Source organism: Streptomyces sp. NPDC006551, from assembly GCF_040611675.1.
Classification (GTDB): Bacteria; Actinomycetota; Actinomycetes; order Streptomycetales; family Streptomycetaceae; genus Streptomyces.
This window is the reverse complement of record NZ_JBEXOT010000008.1, coordinates 104,300-129,676: the sequence shown is the minus strand read 5'-3', so window position 1 is coordinate 129,676 and position 25,377 is coordinate 104,300. Positions and strand designations below refer to the sequence as shown.

Sequence of the window (25,377 nt, the reverse complement as noted above, 5' to 3'; positions counted from 1 at the left end):
TCACGGCCTCTCGTCGTCCTCCGCACCCGCACTCGTATCCGAGCCCTGGTCGGCGTCCGGGTCCGAATCCCGGTCCGGGTCCGAATCCCCGACCTGGTCCCGGGCCTGGCTCCGGGCCCGGTCCTGGTCCTGATCCGGGCCCTGATCCGGGTCCTGAACCTGATCCGGGTCCTGGGGAGGGGTGACGCGGCCCGTCAAGGTCGCCAGCGCGGTGCGGATGTGGTCCATCTGGGCGTGGATCCCCTCGCGGGCCTCCTGGTGCTCGCGCAGCACCCGCTCCGTCTCACGCTCCGTACGTTCTTGACGCATCCTCGCCTCCGCGAGGAGTTCCGCGGCCCTCGCCTCCGCGTCCTCCTGACCGTGCCGGGCGCTCTCCTCCTCCGCCGCGTAGGCACGTTTCGCCTCGCCGAGGCGGGCCTCGGCGTCCGCGAGGAGTTCCGCGTGCCGGGCCTCCAGCTCCGCGAGCCGCGCCGCCGCCGCCCGTTCGGCGTCCTTGCTCAGGGAGGCGTGCTTCCGGCGCTGCCCGTCGAGGAGCGCCGCGGCCCGCCGCTCCGTCTCCTCCAGCTCCGCCCGGGCCGCACTCCGGCGCTCGGCCGCGTCCCGGCCGGCCTCCGCGCGAAGCGCCTCGGCCTCGGCGGCGGCCGCCAGCAGGGTCGCCTCGGCCGTGGACTCCGCCTCCGCCAGGACCCCGTCGGCGTACGCCCCGGCCGCGTCGGCCGCCTCCTGGCCCGCCGCCCGCGCCTCCTCTCCGAGGGACTGGGCCGCGGCCTCGGCGGCTCGCACGAGGGCCTCGTCCTCCTCCTCGGCCAAGACCAGAATCCGGTGGGCCCGTTCGCCCAGGGACTCGTACCGCTGCGGCGCGAGCCCCGCCACGACCTCGCGCAGCCGCGCCGCGTCCGCCTCCATCTCCTTGGCGAGGACGGTGAGCCGCGCCGCGCGCTCCCAGGCGGCGTCGCGCTGGTCGGAGAGCGAGGCGAGATAACGGTCGACCTGTTCGGGCCGGTATCCGCGCCCCCGTCCGACGGCGAAACTCATCCCTGACGCCCCTTCCGTAATGGCTCAATCACCCAGGATGCGGCATCGGGCATGACAAAAGGCGCTCGACGTGGCGTACACATCGAGCGCCTTTGATCGAAAGCGGTCTCAGTCGGTCAGACCGCCCGTTCTAGAGCAGGCCGTCCCACATCTGTTCGAGCAGCACCGACCACCAGCTGTCCGGCGACGCCAGCGCCGCCGGGTCCAGCATCGCCAGCTGCGCCTGGAAGTCGACCGTCCAGCGGCCCGCCTGCTCGGGGTTGAGCCCGAACCGCAGCCGCCACATCCGCCCCAGCAGCGCCATGGACCGAGTGAACTCCGGCAGCCCGGTGTTCACGAACTGCGGCGGCACCGGCTGTCCGCCCGGACCGGCCTCGACGGGTACGGCGACGATGTGCGCCGTACCGTACTGGACGCAGATGGCACGCCCGAAGTCCGAACCGATGACGAGGTACGACCCCGCGTCGGACGCCGGCTGGACCTGCCGCTGCGCGGCGAGCTCGGCGAGCGTCGGTACGACCGGCTGCGCCGGCTGGGCCCAGAAGAACGGACCGAAGTCCGCCGGCAGACCCGCCCATACGAGCGTGAGCGCCACCACCTCCGGCACTCCCTGCCGCGACACCGCCCGCTGGTCGAACCGGCAGATGCCCGGACCGAACGCGCCGGCCAGCTCCTGCGCGATCCCCTCCGGGGGGATCGGCGGCAGCGGCTGCACCTGCGGCAGCGGAGCACGGACCGGCGCCGGACGGGCCGGACCGTCCGCGACCTGATGCAACTCGCCTTGGTGGGTGAGGAGTTGCCGCATGCCCTGCTGACGGCTGGAGTGATCCGTGCCGTACGGAGCGATATTGGTGATCCGCGCCTGCGGCCACGTCTCCCTGATCATCCGGGCGCAGTAACCGCCGGGCAGCTCACAGGACTCCAACTCCGTGTGGAGTTCGAGCACTTGCTGCGGCGGCACGTTCATGGCGCGCAGCTCGTGCAGGATCTGCCACTCGGGGTGCGGGGTGCCGGGAGCGGACCGCCGGATGATCTGGGCCTCGGAGCCGTCGGGCGCGCGGTAGCGCAGCACGGCCTGGTACCCCGGGCCGACGGTCGGCTGGCCGGTGGGCTGCTGCGGATAGCCGTACGCCGGAGGCGCGCCGGGACCGGCAGCTCCCGGGGGCGCGGGCGGCCCGGGGGGCGGCGGAATGGCCGGACCACCGGGACCGCCGGGTCCGGGCTGCGCCAGCATCGTCGCGGCGTGGTGCACGCCAGGCGGGCCGGGCGTACCGGGAGGTCCCGGCGGCGTGGGTGCGCCCGGCGCACCGGGAGGCCCGGGCGGCGCGGGAGGTCCGCCGGGGCCGGGGTGGGCCAGCATCGTCGCGGCATGCTCGACCCCGCCGCCCCGCGCACCGGGCATACCCGGCGGCGCGGGCGGAGGCGGCGGCGTACCGGGACCGCCCTGGCTCGGGTTCGCCAGCATGGTCGCGGCCTGGTGCACGGGCCGCGGAGGCGTGGGCGGACCGGGAGGCCCGGGAGGCTGGGGCCCGTCGGGCCCGAGCTGCGCCACCAGCTGCGTCGGTACGTATCCCCCGGCGGGAGCGCCGGGCGCCCCGGGCGCCTGCGGCGGCGGAGGCGGATTCCCCCCGCCGCCCCGCGAACCACGCGGCGGCAGAACGGCCTTGCTCGTGGCCGCGTCCGCGATGTCCCCGGCCCCGGGAACACCCGGGGCCGACGGCGGAGTGGCGGAGGCGGCCGGCAACGGCACCCCGGGCGCACCCGCGCCAGGAGCGGACGGAGCCGACGGCTCCCCCGCCCCCCCGAGCGAAGCCGGCCCACCGGAAGACGGAGTCGCGCCGGAGCCGGAGACACCGGAGCCATCGGACGCACCCGCGCCCGTCGGACCACCAGAACCACCGTTCACTCCCGGCGCCGCGGGCGCACCGGGCGCCGACGCGAGCCCGGCGAGCGAGGCCCCGGAACCGCCCGAAGCACCAGGCGCACCCGGTCCACCGGCGGACGCCGGGCCACTCGGTCCACCGGGTCCACCGGGTCCACCGGGCACACCCGTACCCGCGCCTGAAGGCGAAGGGGCACCCGGGCCACCAGGCGTACCCATACCGGCACCCGAAGGCGAAGGGGCACCCGGCCCCGGAACTCCGGGCGCACCAAGCGCACCCGGTCCACCGGCGGACGCCGGGCCGGCAGGGCCACCCGGGCCCACAGGACCACCAGAGCCACCAGCACCAAACGGATCAGCCGACCCCGAAGGCGGTCCCGCGTTCGGGTCCAGCCTCGGCGCGATCGCCGTCGGCGGAAGCGCGCTGCCGCCCGACATCAGGGCCGTCGGCGCGTCCGCGCCCACCACCGGAGGCGGAGTGTCGTCATCGTCCGCGCCCGAAAGCGGCGGCGCGAAGACCGTCGCCGGCAACGGCACCGACCCCTGCGCACCGCCCGAACTCGCGTTCGCGTCCGCCCACGGGCTGCTCGCCGGCACCCCGTCCGACGCCGTCGGCTCGTACTCGACCGCCTCCGGCGACGACGAACTCCCACCCGCCTGTGAAGCGTTCGGCCCCTTCGGCGGCAGGCCCAGCTTGTCCGCCGCGTCCTGCAACCACTCCGGCGGGCTCAGCAGGAACGACGTCTGATTCAGATCCACCCGCTTCGGAGGCTCCGCCGCCCCCGCCGGGGCCGCGTCCTCCGACGCCCCGTACTCCTCCTCGTACCGCCGGATCACCTCACCCACCGGCAGTCCGGGCCACAGCGTCGCCTCACCGCTGTCCCGCGCGATGACCAGCCGCTGACGGCCCCCGTCGGACGTCGGCCCGTCCTCGCGGTCCTCGGCCCACACCACGAAACCCAGCTCGAACTCCCGTACCCGCACCTCCCGATGCTGGTACGCGGGCACCTCGCCGTTGATCCATTCCTCGGCGCGCTCCTGCGCCTGCGCGAACGTCACCACTGAAACGTCACTCCCCCACCGGAACAACCGGAACCACGGGCACCGCGCGCGCGAAGCCGCCGTCCACCATCAGGTTCGCCACCGTCTCGAGCTCCGGCGGATTACCCGCCAACCGCCCCAGGAAGGCGTCGAAATCCTCACCGCACGGCAGCAGCAACCGCTCCACCCGCTCGTTCACCGACCAGCCGTCCCGATCCCGCGCGTCGTCGTACACGCAGAACCACACCGACCCGATCCCCTGGCCCTTCACCTTCACCGCCAGGATCCCGCCCTGCACGAAAGCGACACCCAGGAAATCCTTCGTCAGGTGGTCCCGCAGACACTTGTTGACGTAGACGAGGTCATTGACCCCCGCCTCCTCGCGCACCGTGAAGAACGGCTGGTCCACCAGAAGACCCAGCTCCGCGTCGAGCGCCGCACCGACCGGCGCACAGCCACCGGCCGCCTTCAGGAACGAGCGGTACGCGCCCGGCAGGCGGTAACCCAGGTCCTCCTCCACGCCCAGCAACTGCTGCTCCGACACCGACAGCACACCCTTCGGCAACCCGAAGTGCGCCGGCCGGGTCTCCTGCAACGGCCGCGTGCCCCGCTTGGACTGGTCGACCGCCGCCGTCGCGATCCCGCCGTGATGCCGCAGCAGCGCCTTCACCTCGACCGGCACCAGCTCCATCCGCCGACCGCCCGCCACGTGATGCCACGTCCAGCCGTGCGGCGTCGCCACCGCCGGAATCGTGTCCCACAGCTCATGACCCGTCGCGGCCAGCGCCGCGTTCGCCGACACATAGTCCGTCAACCGCAGCTCATCGACGCCGAAGCCCTCCGGCGGCTCGGCGATCTCCGCTGCGGCCCGGGCGTACGGCGAGAAATCCGGGTAGCCCTGCTCGTCCACCCGCACCCCTCTGGGATGCCGGGAGGCCCGGACCGGATCCGGGAAATGCACGACCTGCCCGGCGTAGGCCGCGTTCGGTGGCGCGGCGTGCTGCCCGAGCCGACCTGTCGTCATGGCGGTTGCCCCCTGCGCTGGCTGCTGGCTGATTCCGCACAGCCTATGCGCTGCCACAAGCCCACCACCCGGCCCGATACGGCCACGACCACCGACCGTGACCAACTGTCACGGGCAGATGACACACCGGCGATAGTTCCGACACACCGACCGCGCGTTTCCGCTACCCCGCTTCCCCACGCACCACCCCATTTGGCACTCTGTTCCCGCAACTCGGGGGATTGCAGGAGGGGAAGACACGCACCATGCACGCAGCACCGACGCCCACCCAGGGTGACCCACGCCTCAACTGGAGCAGCACCGACACCACCCACGCCCCTTTACTGCGCTTCCGCCGCGACGGAATCCTCCCCACCGTCGGCGCGGCGCTGTCCGTACGCGGCGAAACACTCACCTGCACCGCGGGCCGCGGCGACCAGCCCCCCGTACTGCACCCACTCGTCCAGGACTTCCTGGACACCCTCACCAGCGGCCAGCGCGAACGCTTCACCGGCCGCTGCCCCGAGGCGATCCTGCTCTCCCGCCACCTCACCGCCACCGACAACGGCCGCTCCAAGCGCGCCCAGCGCAAACCCCTCACCCACGGCGAAGCCCGCCGCTCCCTCAAACACGCCAAACTCACCGCGCGCCGCATCCGCGAAGCCGGCGACCCACTCCACGGCAGCTACGCCGCACCCTGCCGATCCTGTACGGCGATGCTCGCCCACTTCGGTGTCCGCACCGTCGACCCCACCTCGACTGTCGAGAACGGCTGACCGCACCTCCATGCCCGACCACCTGAGCACCACCCGATTCCCGGTCAACGTCGACGCCGCCCTCCGCGAGGCGGGCTGGCAGCCCGGCCGCTGGGACATCAAACTCGCCGAGGAATGGGCCGACACCCTGCGCGCCCACGTCTCCCCCGCCGGCCACCGGCACCACGTCTTCCCCGCCGCCGTCGAAGCCTGGGCCGAATTCGGCGGCCTGCGCGTCACCGCCCCCGGCGCCGGCCGCCAGATCGCCCCCGCGACCGTACGCTTCGACCCCCTCGCCGGCCTCCACATCGCCCGCACCCTCGCCGACCTCGGACGGGCCCTCGACACGGAGATCGCCCCCCTCGGCGAGGAAGGCGACCACCAAGCGGTCCTCGCCATCGACCTCGAAGGCCGGATCTACAGCCTCGACCACACCGGCGACTGGTACCTCGGCCGGGACATCGACACCGCCCTGTCCACCCTCGTCACCGGCACCCAACCGACCCGGCTCGTCACGGGCTGAGGGACGGGCCGGGGGCCCGGCGGGACTGAGGGGCCCCCGTCACGCCGCCCGCTCCTCCCCCACCGGCAACACCGCCGACACCCGGAAACCACCCGCGTCCGTCGGGCCCGACACGAACACCCCACCCAGCCGCGTCACCCGCTCCCGCATACCCACCAGACCGTTCCCGCCACTCGGCAGATGCGCGTCCGCCACCGCCGCGTCCGAAGGCCCGTTCTCCACCTGCATCGCCACCTCGGCCTCCCGATGCGCCAGACGGACCACGACCTTCGCACCCGCCGCATGCTTGTGCACGTTCGTCAACGCCTCCTGAACCACCCGGTACGCCGTACGCTCCACCTCCGCGCCGTACGCCCGCGCCTCACCCAGCACCACCAGCTCGACCACCACCCCCGCCTGCCGCGACTGCTCGACCAGCGACTCCAGCGCGTCCAGACACGGCCCGTCCTCCGAAGCCGCCTCCGCCGCGGCCGCCGCCGCCAGACCCACCGCCGCCAACGGCACCACGGACGGAGCCGGCACCGCGTCCTCCCGCAGCACCCCCAACATCTCCCGCAGCTCCGTCAACGCCTGCCGCCCCATGTCCCCCACCAGCGCCGCGTTCCTCACCGCCTTCTGCGGATCCTTCAACGCCACCGCCTGCAACGCCGCCGCGTGCACCACCATCAACGACACCCGGTGCGCGACCACGTCATGCATCTCCCGGGCGATCCGCGTCCGCTCCTCCTGCCGCGCCCACTGCGCCCGCTGCTCGGCCCGATCGGCCAGCAACGACAACTCCTGCTCAAGACTGTCCGCCCGCTCCCGCAGACTCTCCATCAGCCGGCGCCGAGCCCCTATGTACAGACCGAACAGCACCGGCGGCGCGTTCAGCCCCAACGTCATGAAGAGCGAGACGACCGGGACGTACCAGCCACTCGGATCGAAATCCTGCTGATCCACATCCGCCTGGGCCACGTCCTGACGCAGCCGCACCACCGTCACGATGAACACGGCGACCGTCGACATACCCGCCAGCGCGGCGGTGATCCGGCGGGGCACCTCGGAGGCGGCGAGCGAATAGAGCCCGACGATCCCCATCAGGAAACCCATCTCGGCCGGCGTGATCGCGATCGAGACGAGAACGACGGTAATCGGCCACCGGCGCCGCACGAGCAGCACCGAACCGACGACCAGCCCGAACAGCACCCCCACCGGCACGGGCAGCGACGCCTCACCGGCGAAACGGACCCCCTCCAGCCCGCACTCCAGCGCCGACACCACGGCCAGCACGATGTCCAGCACCGCGCCGCGCCGTCTCCCCCACCACCACATACCGCGCGCGGGCGTGCCCGCCGCGTCCTGGTGCGCCCCCGTTGTGGTCATGACTCCCAGACTACGGGCGAGGGCCAGCCGTTTTCGGAAGACCGCCGGACCCCCGGGCGACCGCGTCAACCTCGCACGGACACGGGTCCCTCGAACTGTTGAATCGCCCAGATTTTCGACCCGGACGTCCGCATTCCGGACGACGCTGCTCGCATGACGACCACCCCGAGCCGATACGCGGACTTCGAGACCCTGCGTGAACAAGCCATCGCGCTACGCCGCGAAGGCCTCAGCCTGCGCCAGATCCGCGACCGACTGAAGATCGGCAACAACGACATCCTGAACCGCCTGGTGAAAGGGGAGCCCCCACCGGACTGGACGAAGCGCCCGAACGCCAAGGACGACCTGCGGACTCGGGCACGCGAGCTGCGCCTGGAGGGCAGGACGTACGACCAGATCCAGCTGGAGCTGGGCTGCTCGAAGAGCTCGATCTCGCTGTGGGTACGGGACCTCCCGAAGCCGGAGCCGCGCTACACCGAGGCCGAGCGCCGGGAGCGAATGAACGCGGGCCTGGCCCACCTGCGCGCGGCACGAGACGAGGAACGGCAGGAGACCAAGCGCTCGGCGCGTGAGGCCATCGGCGGACTTTCAGACCGCGAACTGTTCATCGCCGGGGTCACGCTCTACTGGGCCGAGGGCGCCAAGGACAAGACGTACAGCCGACGCGAGTCGCTGCACTTCATCAACAGCGATCCCAACGTGATCACCCTTTATCTGCGGTGGCTCGAACTGCTCGGAGTCACCCGTGACCGCATGCGCTTCCGCGTCAGCATCCACGAGACCGCCGACGTCGCCGAGGCCGAGAGTTTCTGGGCAGGGCTGGCAGGCGTCGACGTGACGGCTTTCCAGCGGGCGACCCTCAAGCGGCACAACCCGAAAACCGTCCGGAAGAACACGGCCGAGGCCTACAGAGGGTGCCTGGTCATCTACGTCACCAAAAGTGCGGATCTCTACCGTCGCATGGAGGGGGCCTGGTACGGCATAGTGTTGGGTGCCGATCCGACGGCCTGACCGAATGTCCGGTTTAGTCGGTTACCATCCCCTGTGGTGTAATTGGCAGCACTGAGGCTTTTGGTGCCTTATGTCCGGGTTCGAGTCCTGGCGGGGGAGCTTCTTGGTTCGGGTCCTGACCTCTCCGGTCAGGACCCGCACTCGTTTCCGCCCCGAAACCCCCCGGTATCCTGCGGATGTCCACCACCCGAAAGCCGAAGGGCATTCCCGTGAGCGCCAACCGCCCGGCAGCCGTCGTCGTCCTCGCAGCGGGTGAGGGCACCCGCATGAAGTCGAAGACCCCCAAGGTCCTGCATGAAATCGCCGGGCGCTCGCTCGTCGGACATGTCGTCTCCGCTGCGCGCGAGCTGGAGCCGGAGCACCTCGTCGTGGTCGTGGGGCACGCCCGCGAGCAGGTGTCCGCGCATCTCGACGCCCACTACGCCGGTACCCGTACCGCCGTGCAGTACGAGCAGAACGGCACCGGGCACGCCGTCCGGATGGGGCTCGAGGAGCTGGGGCAGGCACCGGAGGGGACGGTCGTCGTCGTCTGTGGTGACACTCCCCTCCTCTCCGGGGAGACCCTGAAGGGTCTCGCCGCCACCCACGCGGCCGACGGCAACGCCGTCACCGTGCTGACCGCCGAGGTGCCGGACTCGACCGGCTACGGGCGGATCGTGCGGGACGAGTCCACCGGCGCCGTGACCGCGATCGTGGAGCACAAGGACGCCTCCGAGGCTCAGCGTGCGATCAGGGAGATCAACTCCGGGGTGTTCGCGTTCGACGGGCGGCTGCTCGCGGACGCGCTGGGCAAGGTGCGGACGGACAACAGCCAGGGCGAGGAGTACCTCACCGATGTGCTGTCGATCCTGCGTGAGGCGGGGCACCGGGTGGGGGCGTCCGTCGCCGCCGATCATCGCGAGATCCTCGGCATCAACAACCGCGTGCAGCTCGCGGAGGCTCGTACCCTGCTGAACCGGCGACTGCTGGAGCGGGCGATGACGGCCGGTGTGACGGTGGTCGACCCGGGGTCGGTCCTGGTCGATGTCACGGTGACGTTCGAGCGGGACGCCGTGATCCACCCGGGTACGCAGCTGCTGGGCGTGACGCATATCGGTGAGGACGCCGAGGTGGGGCCGAACACGCGGTTGAAGGACACGACGGTCGGCAGGGGCGCCCGGGTGGACAACACGGTCGCCGACTCGGCCGTGATCGGTGAGAGCGCGTCCGTGGGGCCGTTCGCGTATCTGCGTCCGGGTACCAAGCTCGGTCTGAAGGCCAAGGCGGGTACGTACGTGGAGATGAAGAACGCGACGATCGGTGAGGGGACGAAGGTTCCGCACCTGTCGTACGTGGGCGATGCGACGATCGGCGAGTACACGAACATCGGCGCGGCGAGCGTGTTCGTGAACTACGACGGTGAGGCGAAGCATCACACGACGGTCGGGTCTCACTGCAAGACGGGTTCGGACAACATGTTTGTGGCTCCTGTCACGATCGGGGACGGCGCGTACACCGCCGCGGGGTCGGTGATCACGAAGGATGTGCCGGCCGGCGCGTTGGCTGTCGCCCGTGGCCAGCAGCGGAATATCGAGGGTTGGGTGGCTCGGAAGCGGCCGGGGAGCGCTGCGGCGCAGGCTGCTCAGGTGGCCTCGGAGGAGTCCGCCGGCGAAAGCTGACCGGAAACGGGTACGTCGAACTCGGCGTACCGTGATACGTGCACATAAATTCGGCTGGCTCGCACGCGCGCACGAAGGCTCGTTGGTCGCGGCCAGAGAACACGTCTGAGGAGACAGTGCTGTGACCGGGATCAAGACGACCGGCGAGAAGAAGCTGATGCTCTTCTCCGGCCGCGCCCACCCCGAGCTGGCCGAGGAGGTCGCGCACCAGCTGGGTGTCGGCCTCGTGCCGACCAAGGCTTTCGACTTCGCGAACGGCGAGATCTACGTCCGTTTCCAGGAGTCGGCGCGGGGCGCGGACTGCTTCCTGATCCAGAGCCACACGGCTCCGATCAATAAGTGGATTATGGAGCAGTTGATCATGATCGATGCTCTGAAGCGGGCTTCCGCGCGGAGCATCACCGTGATCATTCCGTCGTACGGGTATGCCCGTCAGGACAAGAAGCACCGTGGGCGTGAGCCGATCTCGGCGCGTCTGGTCGCCGACATGCTGAAGTGCGCGGGTGCCGACCGCATCCTCACGGTCGATCTGCACACGGATCAGATCCAGGGCTTCTTCGACGGTCCGGTGGATCACCTGTCGGCGCTGTCGGTGCTGGCGGACTACGTGGGTGCGAAGGTCGACCGTGACAAGCTGACGATCGTGTCTCCGGACGCGGGTCGTGTACGGGTCGCGGACCGCTGGTGCGACCGTCTGGACGCGCCGCTGGCGATCGTGCACAAGCGTCGTGACAAGGACGTCGCCAACCAGGTGACCGTCCACGAGGTCGTCGGTGACGTGAAGGGCCGGGTCTGTGTCCTGGTCGACGACATGGTGGACACGGGCGGCACGATCTGCGCGGCCGCCGACGCGCTGTTCGCGCACGGTGCCGAGGACGTGATCGTGACGGCCACGCACGGCATCCTCTCCGGCCCGGCCGCGGACCGGTTGAAGAACTCGAAGGTGAGCGAGTTCGTGTTCACGGACACGCTGCCGGTGCCGAGCTCGCTGGAGCTCGACAAGATCACCGTTCTGTCGATCGCGCCGACGATCGCGCGTGCGGTGCGTGAGGTGTTCGAGGACGGTTCGGTGACGAGCCTCTTCGAGGAGCAGTAAGCGCTTGCAGGAGATGAGGGCCGCTTTCCCGCCAGCCGGGGAGGCGGCCCTCTCTCGTGTCCGCGGCCTGGTGCGACGTGCCGGGAGGAGCTGTGCGGACGAGGGCGGGTTGATCCAATTGGGTCGCTCGGGGGACGGCGAGTAGACTGCCGGAGTTGCTCGGCGAGGGAGGCCGTACCCGGTGTGGTGCGGCGGTCCGTTATCGACGCGCTCTTCGTAGCAGGCCAGTCGTGGCCGGGTAGCCGACACTGTCCGTTTTCCTGCTTACGAGGAGTGCATATGTCCGAGGTCAAGCTCGCCACCGAGACCCGCACCGAGTTCGGCAAGGGCGCTGCCCGCCGTATCCGCCGTGCCAACAAGGTTCCGGGCGTCATCTACGGCCACGGCGCCGAGCCGGTCCACGTCACCCTGCCGGGCCACGAGCTGCTGCTCGCCCTGCGTACCCCGAACGTTCTGCTGTCCCTGGACATCGACGGCACGACCGAGCTCGCGATCCCGAAGGCCGTGCAGCGCGACCCGCTGAAGGGCTTCCTGGAGCACGTCGACCTGCTCCTCGTCCGCCGTGGCGAGAAGGTCACCGTCGAGGTCGTCGTCGAGACCGAGGGTGAGCTGGCCCCGGGCAGCTTCCTGGTCGAGAACGTGCTGAACACGGTCTCCGTCGAGACCGAGGCGACCCACATCCCCGAGTCGGTCACGGTCTCGATCGCGGGCCTGGAGGCCGGCGACTCGATCCACGCCAAGGACGTCCCGCTGCCGAACGGCACCACCCTGGTGACGGACCCCGAGGCCGTCGTGATCCAGGTTCTGGCCGCGCAGGCCGAGGAGCCGGCCGCCGGTGCCGAGGGTGAGTCCGAGGGCGCCGAGGCCTGAGCCGTAGGCTCTGCCTGACGTGACGGGGTGACGGGCCGCGACGGCCCGCCACCCCGTTTCTCTGTACGCATACGAGGAGACGTGACGCACATGACGGACGACGCGAACGCCCCCTGGCTGATCGTCGGTCTCGGCAATCCGGGCCCGGATTACGCGGCCAATCGGCACAACGTCGGTTTCATGGTCGTGGACCTGCTGGCCGACCGTATCGGCGGGAAGTTCAAGCGGGCGCAGAAGGCGCAGGCGCAGGTCGTCGAGGGCCGTATGGGTCCTGTCGGTCCGGCCAACCGCCGGGTGATCCTCGCGAAGCCGATGTCGTACATGAACCTCTCGGGCGGTCCGGTGACGGCGCTGCGCGATTTCTACAAGGTGCCGACGGCGCATGTGGTGGCGATCCATGACGAGCTGGACATCGATTACGGCGCACTGCGGTTGAAGATCGGTGGCGGGGACAACGGTCACAACGGTCTGAAGTCGATGACGAAGGCGATGGGGGCCGATTATCACCGGGTGCGGTTCGGTATCGGCCGTCCGCCGGGGCGGATGCAGGTCGCGGACTTCGTCCTGAAGGACTTCTCCTCGGCCGAGCGCAAGGAGCTGGACTACCTCGTGGACCGGGCGGCGGATTCGGTGGAGTGTCTGGTGGCGGAGGGTCTGGAGCGCGCGCAGTCCGCGTACAACTCCTGACGGACCGATGAGCGGTACGACTGTACGATCGCGGGTCATGACGCATGCCCGTAACGCCGCCATGGCTCTGGTCGCCCTGCTGCTCGTCGTCGCGGGCGCGTGGTCGTCCTGGGGCACGGCGCAGCACATCCTCCTTCCGAAGGGCCGTGAGCACGGCACGTTGACGGTGACCGGCTGCAACGAGGAGACGTGCAGCGGGCGTTACGTTCCCGCGGGTCCGGTGTCGCCGCACCACACGCTGACGATCGAGCACTCGGTCGCGGCGGGCAAGGGCCAGACGCTGCCGGTGGTGGTGAAGCCGGGGACGGCCGAGGCGGTACGGACGGGGTGGGGCGGCGGTCTGCACGCCTGGCTGCCGTTGGGCGGGGCGCTGCTGCTGGCGGCGCCGGTCATCGGGGGCGGGCTGCGGATGACGCGTACGGCGTGGTCGGCGGCGGGGTTGGGCGGGGCGTTGCTGGTGGGGGCGTTCTTCGCGCTGTGAGCGATTCCGGACACGTTGGCGTGATCTCGCCAGATTGTTATGCCCTCTGGGTTAAGGGTGACTTAAGGCTACGGATAGGCTGCCTGCGCCACCTCCCACGGCATCCCTCATCCCACAGATGGACGACAATGCGACGTTCTCTCATTTCCACCGGCGCGCTCGTCGCGGCCGTGGCGGGCTCTCTGGTGTTGGCTCCGGCCGCCTCTGCCGCCGAGGTCCCCTTCCACCACGAGAAGGACCTGCCGATCACCGCCGCCTCCTTCGAAAACACGGAGAAGGAGTGCGATGGCATCCCGTCCACGCAGGACGGCTGGCACTTCGTGCTTCAGGGCAACAAGAGCGACTTCACCAAGCTGACGGTGACGTTCGACAACGGCGCCCCGATCGTCATCACCGACTTCGACGCGTTCGGCAAGCCGAAGGGCAAGCACGCCTACGTGGGCTCGGCCATCGGTGCGAAGCTGACCTCGGCCACCGCCGAGATCAACGGCACCTCCAAGTTCTTCGTGCTCTCGCACACGTGCCCCGGCACCCCGGTCAACACCACGCCGTCCGGCACCCCTTCGGGAACCCCGAGCGGCACGCCGTCCGGTACCCCCTCGGGAACCCCGAGCGGCACGCCGTCGAACGGCACCCCGTCCGGGACGCCGTCGACCGGCGCCCCGGGCGCCTCGGTCTCCCCGACCGCGTCGTCCTCGGAGAGCTCCGCCGCGGGCCAGCCCGCCCCGAGCGCCTCCGGGAGCAGCGCCACCGGTGACCTCGCCGAGACCGGCTCCAGCGCTCCCGTCGGTGTCATCGCCGCTGTCGCCGTCGCCCTCGCGGGTGTCGGTGGCGTGCTGGTGATGCGCCGCCGCAAGGCCCAGCAGCACTGATCTCCGTAACGCGCGGTGCCCCCGCCGGAATCCGTGGATTCCGGCGGGGGCACCGTCGTGTGCGCTCCCGGTCAGCCGGTGTTGCGCAGGCCGGCCGCCACGCCGTTGACGGTGAGCAGCAGCGCCCGTGCGAGGAGCGGGTCCGGCTCCTCGCCGCGCTCGGCCGCCTCGCGCTGGCGGGCGAGGAGGGCGACCTGGAGGTAGGAGATCGGGTCCAGGTAGGCGTCGCGGATGGAGAAGGTCTGCTGGAGCACCGGGTTGGAGTCGAGCAGCCGCTGACCGCCCGTCACCTTCAGGACCTCGGCCACGGTCAGGGCGTGCTCCGCCTCGATGGTCTCGAAGACGTGCTTGAGGTCGTCCGGCACCAGGGTGTCGACGTAGTGGCGGGCGATCCGCAGGTCCGTCTTGGCCAGCGTCATCTCGACGTTGGAGAGGAAGTTGCGGAAGAAGTGCCACTGTTCGTACATCTCGCCGAGGACCGCGTCGAGACCGGCCTCGCGCAGCGCCTTGAGGCCGGAGCCGACGCCGAACCAGCCGGGGACGATCTGGCGGGACTGGGTCCAGCCGAACACCCAGGGGATGGCGCGCAGTCCGTCGAGTCCCGCGCCGGAGTCGGGGCGGCGGGAGGGCCGGGAGCCGAGGTGGAGGTCGGCCAGCTGGTCGACGGGGGTGGCGGCGAAGAAGTACGCGGGCAGGTCCGGGTCCTCGACCAGCCTGCGGTACGCGGTGTGGGCGGCCTCGGAGGCCGTGTCCATGGCCGCGTCCCAGCGAGCGAGGGCCTCGTCGGACTGGCGGGGCGCGGTGTGCAGGGCGGAGGCCTGCAGGGTGGCGGCGACGGTCAGTTCGAGGTTCTCCCGCGCGAGGGACGGGATGAGGTACTTGTCGGAGATGACCTCGCCCTGCTCGGTCACCTTGATCTCGCCCTCGAGGGTGCCCCAGGGCTGGGCGAGGATCGCGTCGTGCGAGGGGCCGCCGCCGCGGCCGACGGTGCCGCCGCGGCCGTGGAAGAGGCGGAGGCGTACGCCGTAGCGGTGGGCGACGTCGCGCAGCCGGCGCTGGGCGCGGTGGATCTCCCACTGGCTGGTGGTGATGCCGCCGAACTTGGAGGAGTCGGAGTAGCCGAGCATGACCTCCTGGACGTCGCCGCGCAGGGAGACGAGGCGGCGGTAGGAGGGGTCGGCGAGCATGTTGTCGAGGATGACGTCGGCGGCCTTGAGCTCGTCGGTGGTCTCCAGGAGCGGCACGATGCCGATCTTGGCCCAGCCGGCGTGGAGGTCGATGAGGCCGGCCTCGCGGGCGAGGACGGCGGCGGCGAAGACGTCGTCGGCGCCCTGGCACATCGAGATGATGTACGACTCGATGACCTCGGGGCCGAACCGCTCGAAGGCCTCCTTGATCGTGTGGAACACGCCGAGGGTCTTCTGGCCGGCCGCGTCGAGCGGGGCGGGCGTGGGGGCGAGCGGCCTCCTCGACCGCAGCTCCTTGGCGAGCAGCTTCTGCCGGTAGTCGCGCGGCATGTCGGCGTACCGCCAGGACTCCTCGCCGAGCCGGTCGAAGAGCTGGCCGAGGGCGTGGTGGTGGGCGTCGGCGTGCTCGCGGACGTCCATGGTGGCGAGCTGGAGGCCGAACGCGGTCAGGGTGCGGATGGTGCGGTCCATCCGGCCGTCGGCGAACAGGCCGCCGCGGTGCGCGCGCAGCGAGGTCTGGATGAGGGCGAGGTCCTGGACCAGCTCGGCGGTGCCGAGGTAGTCGCGGCCCTCCTGGTGCGGGGTGCCCTTGGCCAGGCGCTCGCGGGTGTTGACGAGCTTCTGGCGGATGCAGGTGGCCTTGAGCCGGTACGGCTCCTCCGCGTTGAGGCGCTTGTAGCGGGGGCTGATCTCCGGCAGGCGTTCCAGGTCGGCCTGGAGGGAGGTGAGCAGCTCGTCGGTGGCGCCGGCGTAGCGGATGGAGTTGGAGAGGAAGCCGCGCAGCTCGTCGATGAGTTCGAGGGCGTCGTTGATGCCGTGCTCGTGCTGGAGGATCAGCACGTCCCAGGTCACCGAGGGGGTGACGTTGGGGTTGCCGTCGCGGTCGCCGCCGATCCAGGTGCCGAAGGTCAGCGGGCGGGTGCCGGCGGGCAGCTCGACGCCGACGCGCTCCAGTTCGGCGGCGAGGTCCTCGAGGACGTCGCCGACGGCGTTGGCGTGCAGCTCGTCGAGGTAGTAGATGGCGTTGCGGGCCTCGTCGGCGGGCTCGGGGCGTACGACACGGAGTTCGTCCGTCTGCCAGATGAGGTCGATGTTCTCGGCGAGCCGCAGGTCGTGGCGGCGCCGGTCGGCCTCGATGACCGGGGTCTCCAGGAGGGCGGCGATCCGGCGCAGCTTGTTGAGGACGGAGCGGCGGGCGGCCTCGGTGGGGTGGGCGGTGAAGACCGGCCGCACGTTGAGGTTCTTCACCGTGGCGCGCACGTGCTCGGGGTCGCCGTCCTTGAGCATGTCGGCGGTGCGGGCGAGCAGGCCGCCCTCGGCGGCGCGCTTCTCGCGCATCTCGCGACCGCGGTGCACCTGCTCGGTGACGTTCGCCAGGTGGAAGTACGTGGAGAAGGCGCGCACGAGCTTGGCGGCGGTCTCCAGGTCGGTGTCGCCGAGCAGCTCGGCGGCGGCCTCGCCGTCCTCGCGGGTGAGCCGGCGGACCTTCTCGACGAGTTCGAGGAGCTCCTGGCCCTCCTGGCGGACGAGGGTCTCGCCCAGCAGATCGCCCAGTCGGCGGATGTCGGAACGCAGCTCGGCGTTGGCGGTGGGGGTCTGGTCGGCACTGCTCACAGGTGCGGCTCCTTGCAGTGTTTGAGCACGTCTGGAGGGGTACTGGACGCGTGCGGACCGCGCTGTCCGACGCACACAGGATATGTGTCCGCCTGGTGGACAGCCGGGCACCCCTCTTGTGCCCTCTTGCCGCGCGCCGCGGCACTGCCATACTTACGTCACCGTAGGTTACGGAGGCGTAGCCACACGCTCGTGTTCGCCCGAGCTTGCCCGATTCCCCCTCTCCCTCCCGCACTCTTTCGACCCGTTGCCCTCCATCCCCTTCCTTCCTTTACTCCCCAGGGACATCCATGACCACAAGCCACCAGGTGACCTCGGACTCCGAGGCGCGCGACTCCGCCGCCGCTCTGCCCCCCGCCACGCTCGGCGGGGACAGCAAGCGTTCGATCGAGCAGATCACGCTCCTGCTGTTCATCACGGTGCCCTTCCTCGCCCTGCTGGCGGCGGTGCCGCTGGCCTGGGGGTGGGGCGTGAGCTGGCTCGATCTGGGCCTGCTGGTGGCGATGTACTACATCGGCTGCCACGGCATCACGATCGGCTTCCACCGTTACTTCACACACGGTTCCTTCAAGGCGAAGCGCCCGCTGCGGATCGCGCTGGCGATCATGGGGTCGCTGGCGGTGGAGGGCCCGCTGGTGCGCTGGGTGGCCGACCACCGCAAGCACCACAAGTTCTCCGACGCGGAGGGCGACCCGCACTCGCCGTGGCGGTTCGGCGAGACCGTACCGGCGCTGGTGAAGGGCCTGTGGTGGGCGCACATCGGCTGGATGTTCGACGAGGAGCGGACCCCCCAGGCCAAGTACGCGCCCGATCTGATCAAGGACCCGGCGATCCGGGCGATCTCGCGGCAGTTCATCGGCTGGACGGCGCTGTCGCTGGCGATCCCGCCGCTGGTGGGCGGTCTGGTGACGATGTCGTGGTGGGGCGCGTTCACCGCGTTCTTCTGGGGCTCTCTGGTACGGGTGGCCCTGCTGCACCACGTGACCTGGTCGATCAACTCGATCTGCCACGCGGTCGGCAAGCGCCCGTTCAAGTCCCGGGACCGCTCGGGCAACGTGTGGTGGCTGGCGGTGCTGTCGTGCGGTGAGTCCTGGCACAACCTGCACCACGCGGACCCGACGTCGGCGCGGCACGGGGTGCTGCGCGGCCAGGTGGACTCCAGCGCGCGGCTGATCCGCTGGTTCGAGCAGCTCGGCTGGGCCTACGACGTGCGCTGGCCGAACGCGTCGCGGATCGAAGCCCGGCGCCGGGGCGAGCCCGCCGACGCGGCATGATGGAGAACGTGGCGATCGACGGCGGTAACAGCGGCAGTGAGAAGCCCCGGCGCGGCCGCCGGGTGAGGATGACGGGCGCGGAGCGCCGGGAGCAGCTGCTGGACATCGGCCGGGCCCTCTTCGCCGAGAAGGGCTTCGAGGGCACGTCGGTGGAGGAGATCGCGGCGAAGGCGGGCGTCTCCAAACCGGTGGTGTACGAGCACTTCGGGGGCAAGGAGGGGCTGTACGCGGTCGTGGTCGACCGGGAGATGCGCCAGCTCCTCGACATGGTGACGGGGGCGCTGACCGCCGGTCATCCGCGTGAGCTGCTGGAGCAGGCGGCCTTCGCTCTGCTCGACTACATCGAGCGGTACACGGACGGCTTCCGGATCCTGGTGCGGGATTCGCCGGTGGCTCAGTCGACGGGCACGTTCGCCTCGCTGATCAGCGACATCGCCACGCAGGTGGAGGACATCCTGGGCCTGGAGTTCAAGGCGCGCGGCTTCGACCCGAAGCTGGCGCCGCTCTACGCCCAGGCGCTGGTGGGCAGCGTGGCGCTGACGGGTCAGTGGTGGCTCGACGTCCGCAAGCCGAAGAAGGCCGAGGTGGCCGCGCATCTGGTGAATCTGGCCTGGCACGGCCTGGACGGCCTGGAGCAGAAGCCCCGGCTGATAGGGCACCGCAAGAGCTGATGCGGGGGTTCTTCGAGGGGGTCGAGGGCCTCGCGGGGCGCGACCTCCTGGGCCTCGCGGGTCGAGGGCTCGCGGGCTCCCGGGCCTCGCGGGTCGAGGGCTCGCGGGCGGGATCTGCCGGGGTGAGTTCTCCGGATCGAGGGCCCGCGGGTCGAGGTGCGGGGCGCCGCGGGTGCGGCACCCCGCACCCGTCAGGTGACCGGCTCCAGGAACTCCAGCCGGTTGCCGGCCGGGTCCTCGGAGTAGAAGCGGCGGTGACCGGGGAGGTCGTCGTCCCAGACGACCTTGACGCCGCGTTCCTCCAGGCGGGCCGCGTAGGCGTCGATGGCGGTGACCCGCAGGCCGGGGTGGGCCTTCTTCGCGGGCCTGAAGTCCGCCTCGACGCCCAGGTGCAGCTGGACCGCCCCGCCCGCGGCCGCGAACCAGCAGCCTCCCCGCGCGGCGAGGACCGGCGGCTTGGGGATCTCGGTCATGCCGAGGACGTCCACGTAGTACGCGCGCAGCGCGTCCTCGGTGCCCGGGGGCGCCGCGAGTCGGACGTGATCGACGGCGGTCAGCATCAGGCTCCCTTCCTGGCGACGGCGAAGATACGGCGGAACGGGAAGACCGTGCCGCGCGGGCCGGGCGGGTAGGCGGCGCGCAGCAGGTCGCGGTACTGGGTGAGGAAGGCGTCCGTCGCCTCCTGATCGCCTTCCAGCGCGGTCAGGACGGGGCGCAGCGCCGTGCCCTTGACCCAGTCGAGGACGGGGTCCTCGCCGGTCAGGAGCTGGGAGTAGGTGGTCTCCCAGACGTCGGTCTCGCAGCCGAGGTCGGTGAGCCGGTGCAGATAGTCGGCGGGGTCGAGGATGTGGACGAAGCGGCGGCCTTCGTCGCCGAGGCGGTCGCGCCACTGGGGGGTGTCGCACAGTTCCCCGAGCAGGGCGTGGCTGGGTGAGGTGAAGTTGCCGGGAACCTGGAAGGCGAAGGTGCCGCCGGGCCGCAGGCCGTCGATCCAGGCGGCGAAGGACTCGGGGTGGTTGGGGACCCACTGGAGCGCCGCGTTGGACACGATCAGGTCGTACGGTTCGTCGGGCGTCCAGTGCGCGGCGTCGGCCGGCCGGAATTCGAGCCAGCCGCCCCCCGCCGTCGTGCCGGCGTAGTCCTTCTCGGCCCGCTCCAGCATGTCGGGCGAGAGGTCGAAGCCGGTGATGTGCGCGTCGGGCCAGCGTTCGGCCAGAAGCACGGTCACATTGCCGGGTCCGCAGCCGAGGTCGGCGACCCGAGCGGGACGGTCGCCATGGGGCAAGTGCGGTATTCGGGCGAGCAGGTCGAGGAACGGACGGGTGCGGTGGCCGGAGTGACGGAGGTACTGCTGTGGGTCCCATGTCGGTGCGACAGAAGCAGAAACTGGTCCGGAATGCATGTGCAAGCCCCCTTGCTGGAACGAGTTACCGAAGCGGAACGAGGTTCCCGGCCCGGTACTTCCCCATAGTCCAGCGGAATATATCTTGACGTCAAGAGACTTTATGTCAACAGACCGTTTACACTGATCGTCATGGAGGACGAGGTCGACCGGCTGGTCGCTGCATGGCGCCGAGAGCGCCCGGACCTCGACGTGGAGCCGCTCGAGGTGCTCAGCCGGGTGTCACGGCTCGCCCGGCACCTCGACCGTGCCCGTCGGCTCGCCTTCTCCGAGCACAACCTCGAGCCCTGGGAGTTCGACGTCCTCACGTCGCTGCGCCGCGCGGGCGCGCCCTACCAGCTCTCCCCCGGCCAGCTGCTGACCCAGACCCTCGTCACCTCGGGCACGATGACCAACCGTATCGACCGGCTCACCAAGAAGGGCCTGGTCGAGCGGCTGCCCGACCCCAGCGACCGCCGCGGGGTGCTGGTCCGCCTCACCCCCGAGGGCCGCGACCGGGCCGACCAGGCGCTCGCCGGCCTGCTCGCTCAGGAGCGGGCCATCCTGGCCCAGCTCTCCGGCAGCCAGCGCGGTGAACTGGCCGGTCTGCTACGCCAGCTGACCGCCCCGTTCGACAACATCCCCGGCTGAGTCCCCGGCCGATTCGGCGGGGCCGACGCCCGCCCGGCGAGCCAGGGCGACCGCGGCCAGCGTGGAGTGCACGCCGAGCTTCCCGAGTACGTTCTGCATGTGCGTACGGACGGTGTGCGGGGACAGGAACAGCCGCTCGGCGACCGCCTTGCGCCCCAGGCCCGCCACCATGCAGCGCAGCACCTCCCGCTCGCGGGGCGTCAGCGACTCCACCAGCTCCTCGCTCTCGGTGCGGTGCTTGCGGGCCGCCGTCAGCTCCCGCAGCACCCCCGTGAGCAACGCCGGCGGCAGATGCGTCTCGTCGCGCAGGACGCCGCGGATCACGGCGAGCAGCCGCTGCAGCGAGCAGTCCTTGGCCACCCAGCCCGAGGCCCCGGCCTGGAGCGCGAGGGCCGCGCGGTGGGCGTCGTCCCGCTCGGCGAGCACGATCGTACGGACGGCCGGGCGGCCGCCCTCTCCGACGCCCGCGACCAGGGAGATACCGTCGACCACACCCTCGGCGTTGTCCGGTACGGCGCGGGCGACGGCGGGCGGACCGGGAGCCGCGCCCAGGTCGGCGTCGACCAGCATCACGTCGTACCGGCGCCCCTCGGCGGCGGCGCGGTCCAGACAGCGCAGGGCCGCGGGGCCGCTGCCCGCGGCGGAGACGTCGACGTCGGGCTCCGCCGCGAGGGCGGCGGCCAGCGACTCGGCGAAGATGCGGTGGTCGTCCACCACCAGGACCCGGATACGGACCACGGACACCCCCAAGTGTCGAGGAAGGACCGGCGCGGGCACAGCGCCGGGGAGGAGGTCCGTCGTCGCACGGCCGCCGCCGTGCAGTGACCCTTACCCCACCCCGGGCGCCGTACCCGACTGGTCTCACCCCTGATCAGCACCGGCCCCCACCGGTGCTGCGCATCAGAGTACGGGCGGGGCGCCGCGGCGGAAGCCGAATCGCGGAACTGGTGGAACACGGGGGTGACGCATGGATCGCTTGTGTCCGATCGTGACGGAAGTCGACGTTTCCAGGGGCATGTTCCGGGTGTCGGCACCGCCGTCCCGGGCCCGTCGCCCCGGCTCTCGTCACCCCGGGCCCGCCGCCCGAAGTCCCGTGGCTCAGAGCCTGCGCGCCCCCTGCGACGGCACCGCGGGGAAGATCCTCGGGGCCGCGAAACCCGCCTCCGCGAAGGCCTTCTCCACCGCGCCGCCCACCGCCCGGGCCGCGATCGACTCCACGAGCACGATCGCCGAGCCGCCGAACCCGCCGCCCGTCATCCGGGCCCCGAGCGCGCCGGCCGCGTTGGCCGCCTCGACCGCGAGGTCCAACTCGGCGCAGGAGACCCGCAGATCGTCCCGGAGCGAGTGGTGCCCCTCGGTGAGGACCGGACCGACCGCCCGTACGTCCCCGGCGTCGAGAAGGGCGATCGTCCGCTCCACGCGATGGTTGTCGGAGACGATGTGCCGGACATAGCGCCGAACCGTTTCGTCATCCAAACGTGCGAGAGCGTCGGACAGATGCGCGTACGGCAGGTCGCGCAGCGCGCGCACGCCGAGCGCCCGCGCACCGGCTTCGCACCCGGCGCGCCGCTCCGCGTACGCGCCGTCCCCGAGCGCGTGCTTCACACGGGTGTCCACCACCAGGAGCCGCAGCCCCCGCGCGGCGAGGTCGAACGGCACCTGCCGGTAGGAGAGATCGCGGGTGTCGAGGTAGAGGGCATGCCCCTCGACGGAGCACGCGGAGGCCATCTGGTCCATCACACCGCAGGGCACACCGACGAAGGCGTTCTCCGCGCGCTGGGCGAGCACGGCGATCTCCGGCCGGCTCAGACCGAGACCGAACAGGTCGTTGAGGGCCAGCCCGGTGACGACCTCCAGGGCGGCGGAGGAGGAGAGCCCCGCGCCGGTCGGGACGGTGGAAGCGAGGTGGATGTCCGCCCCGGTGACCGCGTGCCCGGCCTCGCGCAGGGCCCAGACGACACCGGCCGGGTAGGCGGCCCAGCCGGTGCCGGAGAGGGGTTCGAGGGAGCCGACGTCGAGCTGGACGATCCCGCCCTCCACATCGGCGGAGTGGACCCGCAGCACCCCGTCCGTACGACGGGCGACGGCGGCGACCGCCGTGTGCGGCAGGGCCAGCGGCATCACGAATCCGTCGTTGAAATCGGTGTACTCGCCGATCAGATTCACCCGCCCCGGGGCGGCCCAGATGCCTTCCGGCTCCACCCCGTACAGCGCCTCGAACTCCCCCATCACGCTCATGCGCGTCCCTGCTCCCTCTCCCTCGCGAACGCCCAGGCGTCCTGCACGATGTCCGCCAGATCCGGGCGGGACGGATTCCAGCCGAGACGCTCCCGCGCGGCGTCGGCCGAGGCGACGAGCACAGCCGGGTCTCCGGGCCGGCGCGCGGCCATGACCTCGGGGACCGGGTGCCCGGTCACCTTGCGCACGGTCTCGACGACCTCCCGCACGGAGAAGCCGTTGCCGTTGCCGAGGTTGCAGATCAGGTGCTCGCCCGGGTTCATGGCGCCCAGGGCGAGCAGATGGGCCTCGGCCAGGTCGGCGACGTGGATGTAGTCGCGCACGCACGTGCCGTCCGGGGTCGGGTAGTCGTCGCCGTAGACGTTGATCGCCTCGCGCTTGCCGAGGGCGACCTGGAGGACGAGCGGGATGAGGTGCGACTCGGGGTCGTGCCGCTCACCGCACGCGCCGTAGGCGCCGGCCACGTTGAAGTACCGCAGCGAGACGGCGGCCAGACCGTGGGCGGCGCACTCGCCGCTGATCATGTGGTCGACGGCCAGCTTGGAGGCGCCGTACGGGTTGGTCGGCGCGGTCGGCGCGGACTCGGTGATCGGCACGGATCGGGGCTCGCCGTAGGTGGCGGCGGTGGAGGAGAACACCAGCTTGCGGACGCCCGCCTCGCGCATGGCGGCGAGCAGGGCCATCGTGCCGCCGACGTTGTTCTCCCAGTACTTCCCCGGATCGGCGACCGACTCGCCGACCTGGGAGAACGCGGCGAAGTGCAGGACGCCGTCGTAAGAGGGGTCAAGCCACCGGGCGGCGTCCTGGATACGGCCCTCGATGAAGTTCGCCCCGGCCGGGACGCCCTCGCGGAAGCCGGTGGAGAGGTCGTCGAGAACGGTGACCTCGTGGCCCGCCTCCAGCAGGTGGGTGGCCACCACGCCACCCACGTAGCCCGCTCCACCCGTCACCAGATATGTGCTCACTTGCTCGCAACCTCTCGGAGTCTGTCTGCCGCGGACTCCGGTGGCACGTCGTTCATGAACGCGCCCATTCCGGACTCGGTGCCCGCGAGGTACTTCAGCTTGCCAGAGGCCCGGCGGACGGTGAAAAGCTCCAGGTGCAGCGCGAACTCCTCCCGCTGTTCGCCGGTGAACGGCGCCTGGTGCCAGGCGGCGATGTACGGCGTCGGCGGCTCGTCCGGGCCGAAGATCCGGTCGAAGCGCCTCAAGAGTTCCAGGTAGACCTGTGGGAACTCCGTGCGGGCCCCCTCGTCGAGCGCGCGGAGGTCGGGTACGCGCCGCGCCGGGTACAGATGGACCTCGTACGGCCAGTGCGCGGCGTACGGCACGAAGGCGATCCAGTGCTCGGTCTCCAGGACCACCCGTACAGCATCGGCCCGCTCCCGCGCGACGACGTCGTCGAAGAGGTTCCGCCCTGTCCGGGCCCGGTGCTCGGCGGCGTTGCGCCGCATGAGGGTGGTACGGGCGGTGGTGTACGGGAACGCGTAGATCTGGCCGTGGGGGTGGCCGAGGGTGACGCCGATCTCGGCGCCCCGGTTCTCGAAGCAGTACACCTGCTCGATCCCCGGCAGCCGGGCGAGCTCGGCGGTCCGGTCGGTCCAGGCGTCGAGCACCAGGGCGGCACGCTCTGGGGTGAGGTCGGCGAAGGAGGCGTCGTGGTCGGAGGTGAAGCAGACCACCTCGCACCGCCCGGCGCCCCCGGCGAGGGAGGGGAAACGGTTCTCGAAGACGGCGACCTCGTAGTCGGGGGCCGGGATCTCGCTCAGCCGCCCGTCCCGGGAGGGACAGAGCGGGCACTCGTCGGCGGGCGGGTGGTACGTCCGCCCCTGCCGGTGCGAGGCGATGGCGACGACGTCCCCGAGAAGCGCGTCGTGACGGAGCTCGGAGGAGGACGCGACGGGGTCGAGGGGCCGCGCGTCGACGGCGTCGCGGACGGCGTCGTCGACGGTGTCGTAGTAGATGAGCTCGCGCCCGTCGGCGAGGGTGGTGACGGTCTTCTTCACGGGGTGTCCTCAGGCGGGGAACCAAACAGAACCACGCACAAGGAACCACAATCAAACATCGGAGTCAACGACGGAGC

At 71.2% G+C, this 25,377-nt stretch carries 23 protein-coding genes and 1 tRNA gene; 13 read left to right on the top strand and 11 right to left on the bottom strand.

Annotated features, from left to right (window positions below):
- The 3 genes from ABZY12_RS11660 to ABZY12_RS11650 all read right to left on the bottom strand — a co-directional run bounded on the left by ABZY12_RS11660 (position 1) and on the right by ABZY12_RS11650 (position 4,982).
- Positions 1–1,035, bottom strand: coding sequence for a cellulose-binding protein (locus ABZY12_RS11660; RefSeq protein WP_356889114.1), 1,035 nt, complete (start codon positions 1,033–1,035; stop codon positions 1–3).
- 130 nt (positions 1,036–1,165) lie between these two features.
- On the bottom strand, positions 1,166–3,979 hold the full coding sequence (locus ABZY12_RS11655; protein WP_356889113.1) for an SUKH-4 family immunity protein: 2,814 nt from the start codon (positions 3,977–3,979) through the stop codon (positions 1,166–1,168).
- A gap of 7 nt (positions 3,980–3,986) precedes the next feature.
- On the bottom strand, positions 3,987–4,982 hold the full coding sequence (locus ABZY12_RS11650) for an HNH endonuclease (protein ID WP_356889112.1): 996 nt from the start codon (positions 4,980–4,982) through the stop codon (positions 3,987–3,989).
- Between the two features lie 245 nt (positions 4,983–5,227).
- On the opposite strand from ABZY12_RS11650, the gene ABZY12_RS11645 reads away from it, so the two are divergent.
- Together ABZY12_RS11645 and ABZY12_RS11640 are read left to right on the top strand one after the other, a co-directional pair.
- Complete coding sequence (locus ABZY12_RS11645; protein ID WP_356889111.1) at positions 5,228–5,737, top strand: YwqJ-related putative deaminase; 510 nt, start codon at positions 5,228–5,230, stop codon at positions 5,735–5,737.
- A gap of 10 nt (positions 5,738–5,747) precedes the next feature.
- Complete coding sequence (locus tag ABZY12_RS11640) at positions 5,748–6,239, top strand: SUKH-3 domain-containing protein (RefSeq protein ID WP_356889110.1); 492 nt, start codon at positions 5,748–5,750, stop codon at positions 6,237–6,239.
- A gap of 39 nt (positions 6,240–6,278) precedes the next feature.
- Here the strand turns inward: ABZY12_RS11640 and ABZY12_RS11635 are convergent, their stop codons facing one another.
- Complete coding sequence (locus ABZY12_RS11635; RefSeq protein ID WP_356889109.1) at positions 6,279–7,604, bottom strand: histidine kinase; 1,326 nt, start codon at positions 7,602–7,604, stop codon at positions 6,279–6,281.
- Between the two features lie 153 nt (positions 7,605–7,757).
- Between ABZY12_RS11635 and ABZY12_RS11630 the strand changes: the two genes are divergently transcribed.
- The 8 genes from ABZY12_RS11630 (at position 7,758) to ABZY12_RS11595 (ending at position 14,279) form a co-directional block, all read left to right on the top strand.
- A complete protein-coding gene (locus ABZY12_RS11630; protein ID WP_356889108.1) occupies positions 7,758–8,615 on the top strand; it encodes a hypothetical protein in 858 nt (285 codons plus the stop codon).
- 27 nt (positions 8,616–8,642) lie between these two features.
- A tRNA-Gln gene (locus ABZY12_RS11625) sits at positions 8,643–8,714 on the top strand.
- 110 nt (positions 8,715–8,824) lie between these two features.
- Positions 8,825–10,273, top strand: coding sequence for a bifunctional UDP-N-acetylglucosamine diphosphorylase/glucosamine-1-phosphate N-acetyltransferase GlmU (gene glmU / locus ABZY12_RS11620; RefSeq protein WP_356889184.1), 1,449 nt, complete (start codon positions 8,825–8,827; stop codon positions 10,271–10,273).
- Positions 10,274–10,394: 121 nt separating this feature from the next.
- Entirely contained in the window at positions 10,395–11,369 is a 975-nt protein-coding gene (locus ABZY12_RS11615; RefSeq protein WP_356889107.1) for a ribose-phosphate diphosphokinase, read from the top strand.
- Between the two features lie 279 nt (positions 11,370–11,648).
- Positions 11,649–12,239 carry a 50S ribosomal protein L25/general stress protein Ctc gene (locus tag ABZY12_RS11610; RefSeq protein ID WP_356889106.1) on the top strand — a complete coding sequence of 197 codons (591 nt, stop codon included), beginning with the start codon at positions 11,649–11,651 and terminating at the stop codon, positions 12,237–12,239.
- A 90-nt stretch (positions 12,240–12,329) separates the two neighbouring features.
- Positions 12,330–12,926: an aminoacyl-tRNA hydrolase gene (pth, locus tag ABZY12_RS11605; RefSeq protein ID WP_356889105.1), complete on the top strand. Its 597-nt coding sequence runs from the start codon at positions 12,330–12,332 to the stop codon at positions 12,924–12,926.
- 37 nt (positions 12,927–12,963) lie between these two features.
- Positions 12,964–13,407 carry a hypothetical protein gene (locus ABZY12_RS11600; protein ID WP_356889104.1) on the top strand — a complete coding sequence of 148 codons (444 nt, stop codon included), beginning with the start codon at positions 12,964–12,966 and terminating at the stop codon, positions 13,405–13,407.
- Positions 13,408–13,535: 128 nt separating this feature from the next.
- Positions 13,536–14,279: an LPXTG cell wall anchor domain-containing protein gene (locus ABZY12_RS11595; RefSeq protein ID WP_356889103.1), complete on the top strand. Its 744-nt coding sequence runs from the start codon at positions 13,536–13,538 to the stop codon at positions 14,277–14,279.
- A gap of 71 nt (positions 14,280–14,350) precedes the next feature.
- Here ABZY12_RS11595 and ppc read toward each other — a convergent pair whose 3' ends face one another.
- The gene (gene ppc / locus ABZY12_RS11590; protein ID WP_356889102.1) at positions 14,351–17,080 is read right to left on the bottom strand and encodes a phosphoenolpyruvate carboxylase; all 2,730 of its coding nucleotides are present in this window, start codon (positions 17,078–17,080) and stop codon (positions 14,351–14,353) included.
- Between the two features lie 290 nt (positions 17,081–17,370).
- Between ppc and ABZY12_RS11585 the strand changes: the two genes are divergently transcribed.
- Together ABZY12_RS11585 and ABZY12_RS11580 are read left to right on the top strand one after the other, a co-directional pair.
- Positions 17,371–18,354 carry a fatty acid desaturase gene (locus tag ABZY12_RS11585; RefSeq protein ID WP_356889101.1) on the top strand — a complete coding sequence of 328 codons (984 nt, stop codon included), beginning with the start codon at positions 17,371–17,373 and terminating at the stop codon, positions 18,352–18,354.
- Positions 18,354–19,025, top strand: coding sequence for a TetR/AcrR family transcriptional regulator (locus ABZY12_RS11580; RefSeq protein ID WP_356889183.1), 672 nt, complete (start codon positions 18,354–18,356; stop codon positions 19,023–19,025). Before ABZY12_RS11585 ends, ABZY12_RS11580 begins: the two co-directional genes overlap by 1 nt.
- Before the next feature lie 191 nt (positions 19,026–19,216).
- On the opposite strand, the gene ABZY12_RS11575 is transcribed toward ABZY12_RS11580, so the two are convergent.
- The gene (locus ABZY12_RS11575; RefSeq protein WP_356889100.1) at positions 19,217–19,585 is read right to left on the bottom strand and encodes a VOC family protein; all 369 of its coding nucleotides are present in this window, start codon (positions 19,583–19,585) and stop codon (positions 19,217–19,219) included.
- Positions 19,585–20,427 carry a trans-aconitate 2-methyltransferase gene (locus ABZY12_RS11570; RefSeq protein WP_356889099.1) on the bottom strand — a complete coding sequence of 281 codons (843 nt, stop codon included), beginning with the start codon at positions 20,425–20,427 and terminating at the stop codon, positions 19,585–19,587. The genes ABZY12_RS11575 and ABZY12_RS11570 overlap by 1 nt, the downstream gene beginning before the upstream one ends.
- A gap of 132 nt (positions 20,428–20,559) precedes the next feature.
- Here ABZY12_RS11570 and ABZY12_RS11565 point away from each other — a divergent pair, with 132 nt between their 5' ends.
- On the top strand, positions 20,560–21,057 hold the full coding sequence (locus ABZY12_RS11565; protein WP_356889098.1) for a MarR family transcriptional regulator: 498 nt from the start codon (positions 20,560–20,562) through the stop codon (positions 21,055–21,057).
- On the opposite strand, the gene ABZY12_RS11560 is transcribed toward ABZY12_RS11565, so the two are convergent.
- The 4 genes from ABZY12_RS11560 to galT form a co-directional block, all read right to left on the bottom strand.
- Positions 21,016–21,807, bottom strand: coding sequence for a response regulator transcription factor (locus tag ABZY12_RS11560; RefSeq protein WP_356889097.1), 792 nt, complete (start codon positions 21,805–21,807; stop codon positions 21,016–21,018). The two genes, ABZY12_RS11565 and ABZY12_RS11560, sit on opposite strands and share 42 nt — an antisense overlap.
- 348 nt (positions 21,808–22,155) lie before the next feature.
- Entirely contained in the window at positions 22,156–23,295 is a 1,140-nt protein-coding gene (galK, locus tag ABZY12_RS11555; RefSeq protein WP_356889096.1) for a galactokinase, read from the bottom strand.
- A complete protein-coding gene (gene galE / locus ABZY12_RS11550; protein WP_356889095.1) occupies positions 23,292–24,260 on the bottom strand; it encodes a UDP-glucose 4-epimerase GalE in 969 nt (322 codons plus the stop codon). The genes galK and galE overlap by 4 nt, the downstream gene beginning before the upstream one ends.
- Positions 24,257–25,300 carry a galactose-1-phosphate uridylyltransferase gene (galT, locus tag ABZY12_RS11545; protein WP_356889094.1) on the bottom strand — a complete coding sequence of 348 codons (1,044 nt, stop codon included), beginning with the start codon at positions 25,298–25,300 and terminating at the stop codon, positions 24,257–24,259. The genes galE and galT overlap by 4 nt, the downstream gene beginning before the upstream one ends.
- Between the last annotated feature and the right edge of the window lie 77 nt (positions 25,301–25,377).

Excerpts from the sequence above, each read along its gene's own strand:
- ABZY12_RS11585 (WP_356889101.1), top strand. The coding sequence starts at position 17,371 with ATGACCACAAGCCACCAGGTGACCTCGGACTCCGAGGCGCGCGACTCC.
- ABZY12_RS11580 (WP_356889183.1), top strand. The coding sequence starts at position 18,354 with ATGGAGAACGTGGCGATCGACGGCGGTAACAGCGGCAGTGAGAAGCCC.
- pth (WP_356889105.1), top strand. The coding sequence starts at position 12,330 with ATGACGGACGACGCGAACGCCCCCTGGCTGATCGTCGGTCTCGGCAAT.
- ABZY12_RS11595 (WP_356889103.1), top strand. The coding sequence starts at position 13,536 with ATGCGACGTTCTCTCATTTCCACCGGCGCGCTCGTCGCGGCCGTGGCG.
- ABZY12_RS11650 (WP_356889112.1), bottom strand. The coding sequence starts at position 4,982 with ATGACGACAGGTCGGCTCGGGCAGCACGCCGCGCCACCGAACGCGGCC.
- ABZY12_RS11630 (WP_356889108.1), top strand. The coding sequence starts at position 7,758 with ATGACGACCACCCCGAGCCGATACGCGGACTTCGAGACCCTGCGTGAA.
- ABZY12_RS11575 (WP_356889100.1), bottom strand. The coding sequence starts at position 19,585 with ATGCTGACCGCCGTCGATCACGTCCGACTCGCGGCGCCCCCGGGCACC.
- ABZY12_RS11600 (WP_356889104.1), top strand. The coding sequence starts at position 12,964 with ATGACGCATGCCCGTAACGCCGCCATGGCTCTGGTCGCCCTGCTGCTC.
- ABZY12_RS11635 (WP_356889109.1), bottom strand. The coding sequence starts at position 7,604 with ATGACCACAACGGGGGCGCACCAGGACGCGGCGGGCACGCCCGCGCGC.
- ABZY12_RS11565 (WP_356889098.1), top strand. The coding sequence starts at position 20,560 with ATGGAGGACGAGGTCGACCGGCTGGTCGCTGCATGGCGCCGAGAGCGC.
- ABZY12_RS11640 (WP_356889110.1), top strand. The coding sequence starts at position 5,748 with ATGCCCGACCACCTGAGCACCACCCGATTCCCGGTCAACGTCGACGCC.
- ABZY12_RS11610 (WP_356889106.1), top strand. The coding sequence starts at position 11,649 with ATGTCCGAGGTCAAGCTCGCCACCGAGACCCGCACCGAGTTCGGCAAG.
- ABZY12_RS11645 (WP_356889111.1), top strand. The coding sequence starts at position 5,228 with ATGCACGCAGCACCGACGCCCACCCAGGGTGACCCACGCCTCAACTGG.
- galK (WP_356889096.1), bottom strand. The coding sequence starts at position 23,295 with ATGAGCGTGATGGGGGAGTTCGAGGCGCTGTACGGGGTGGAGCCGGAA.
- ABZY12_RS11660 (WP_356889114.1), bottom strand. The coding sequence starts at position 1,035 with ATGAGTTTCGCCGTCGGACGGGGGCGCGGATACCGGCCCGAACAGGTC.
- ABZY12_RS11570 (WP_356889099.1), bottom strand. The coding sequence starts at position 20,427 with ATGCATTCCGGACCAGTTTCTGCTTCTGTCGCACCGACATGGGACCCA.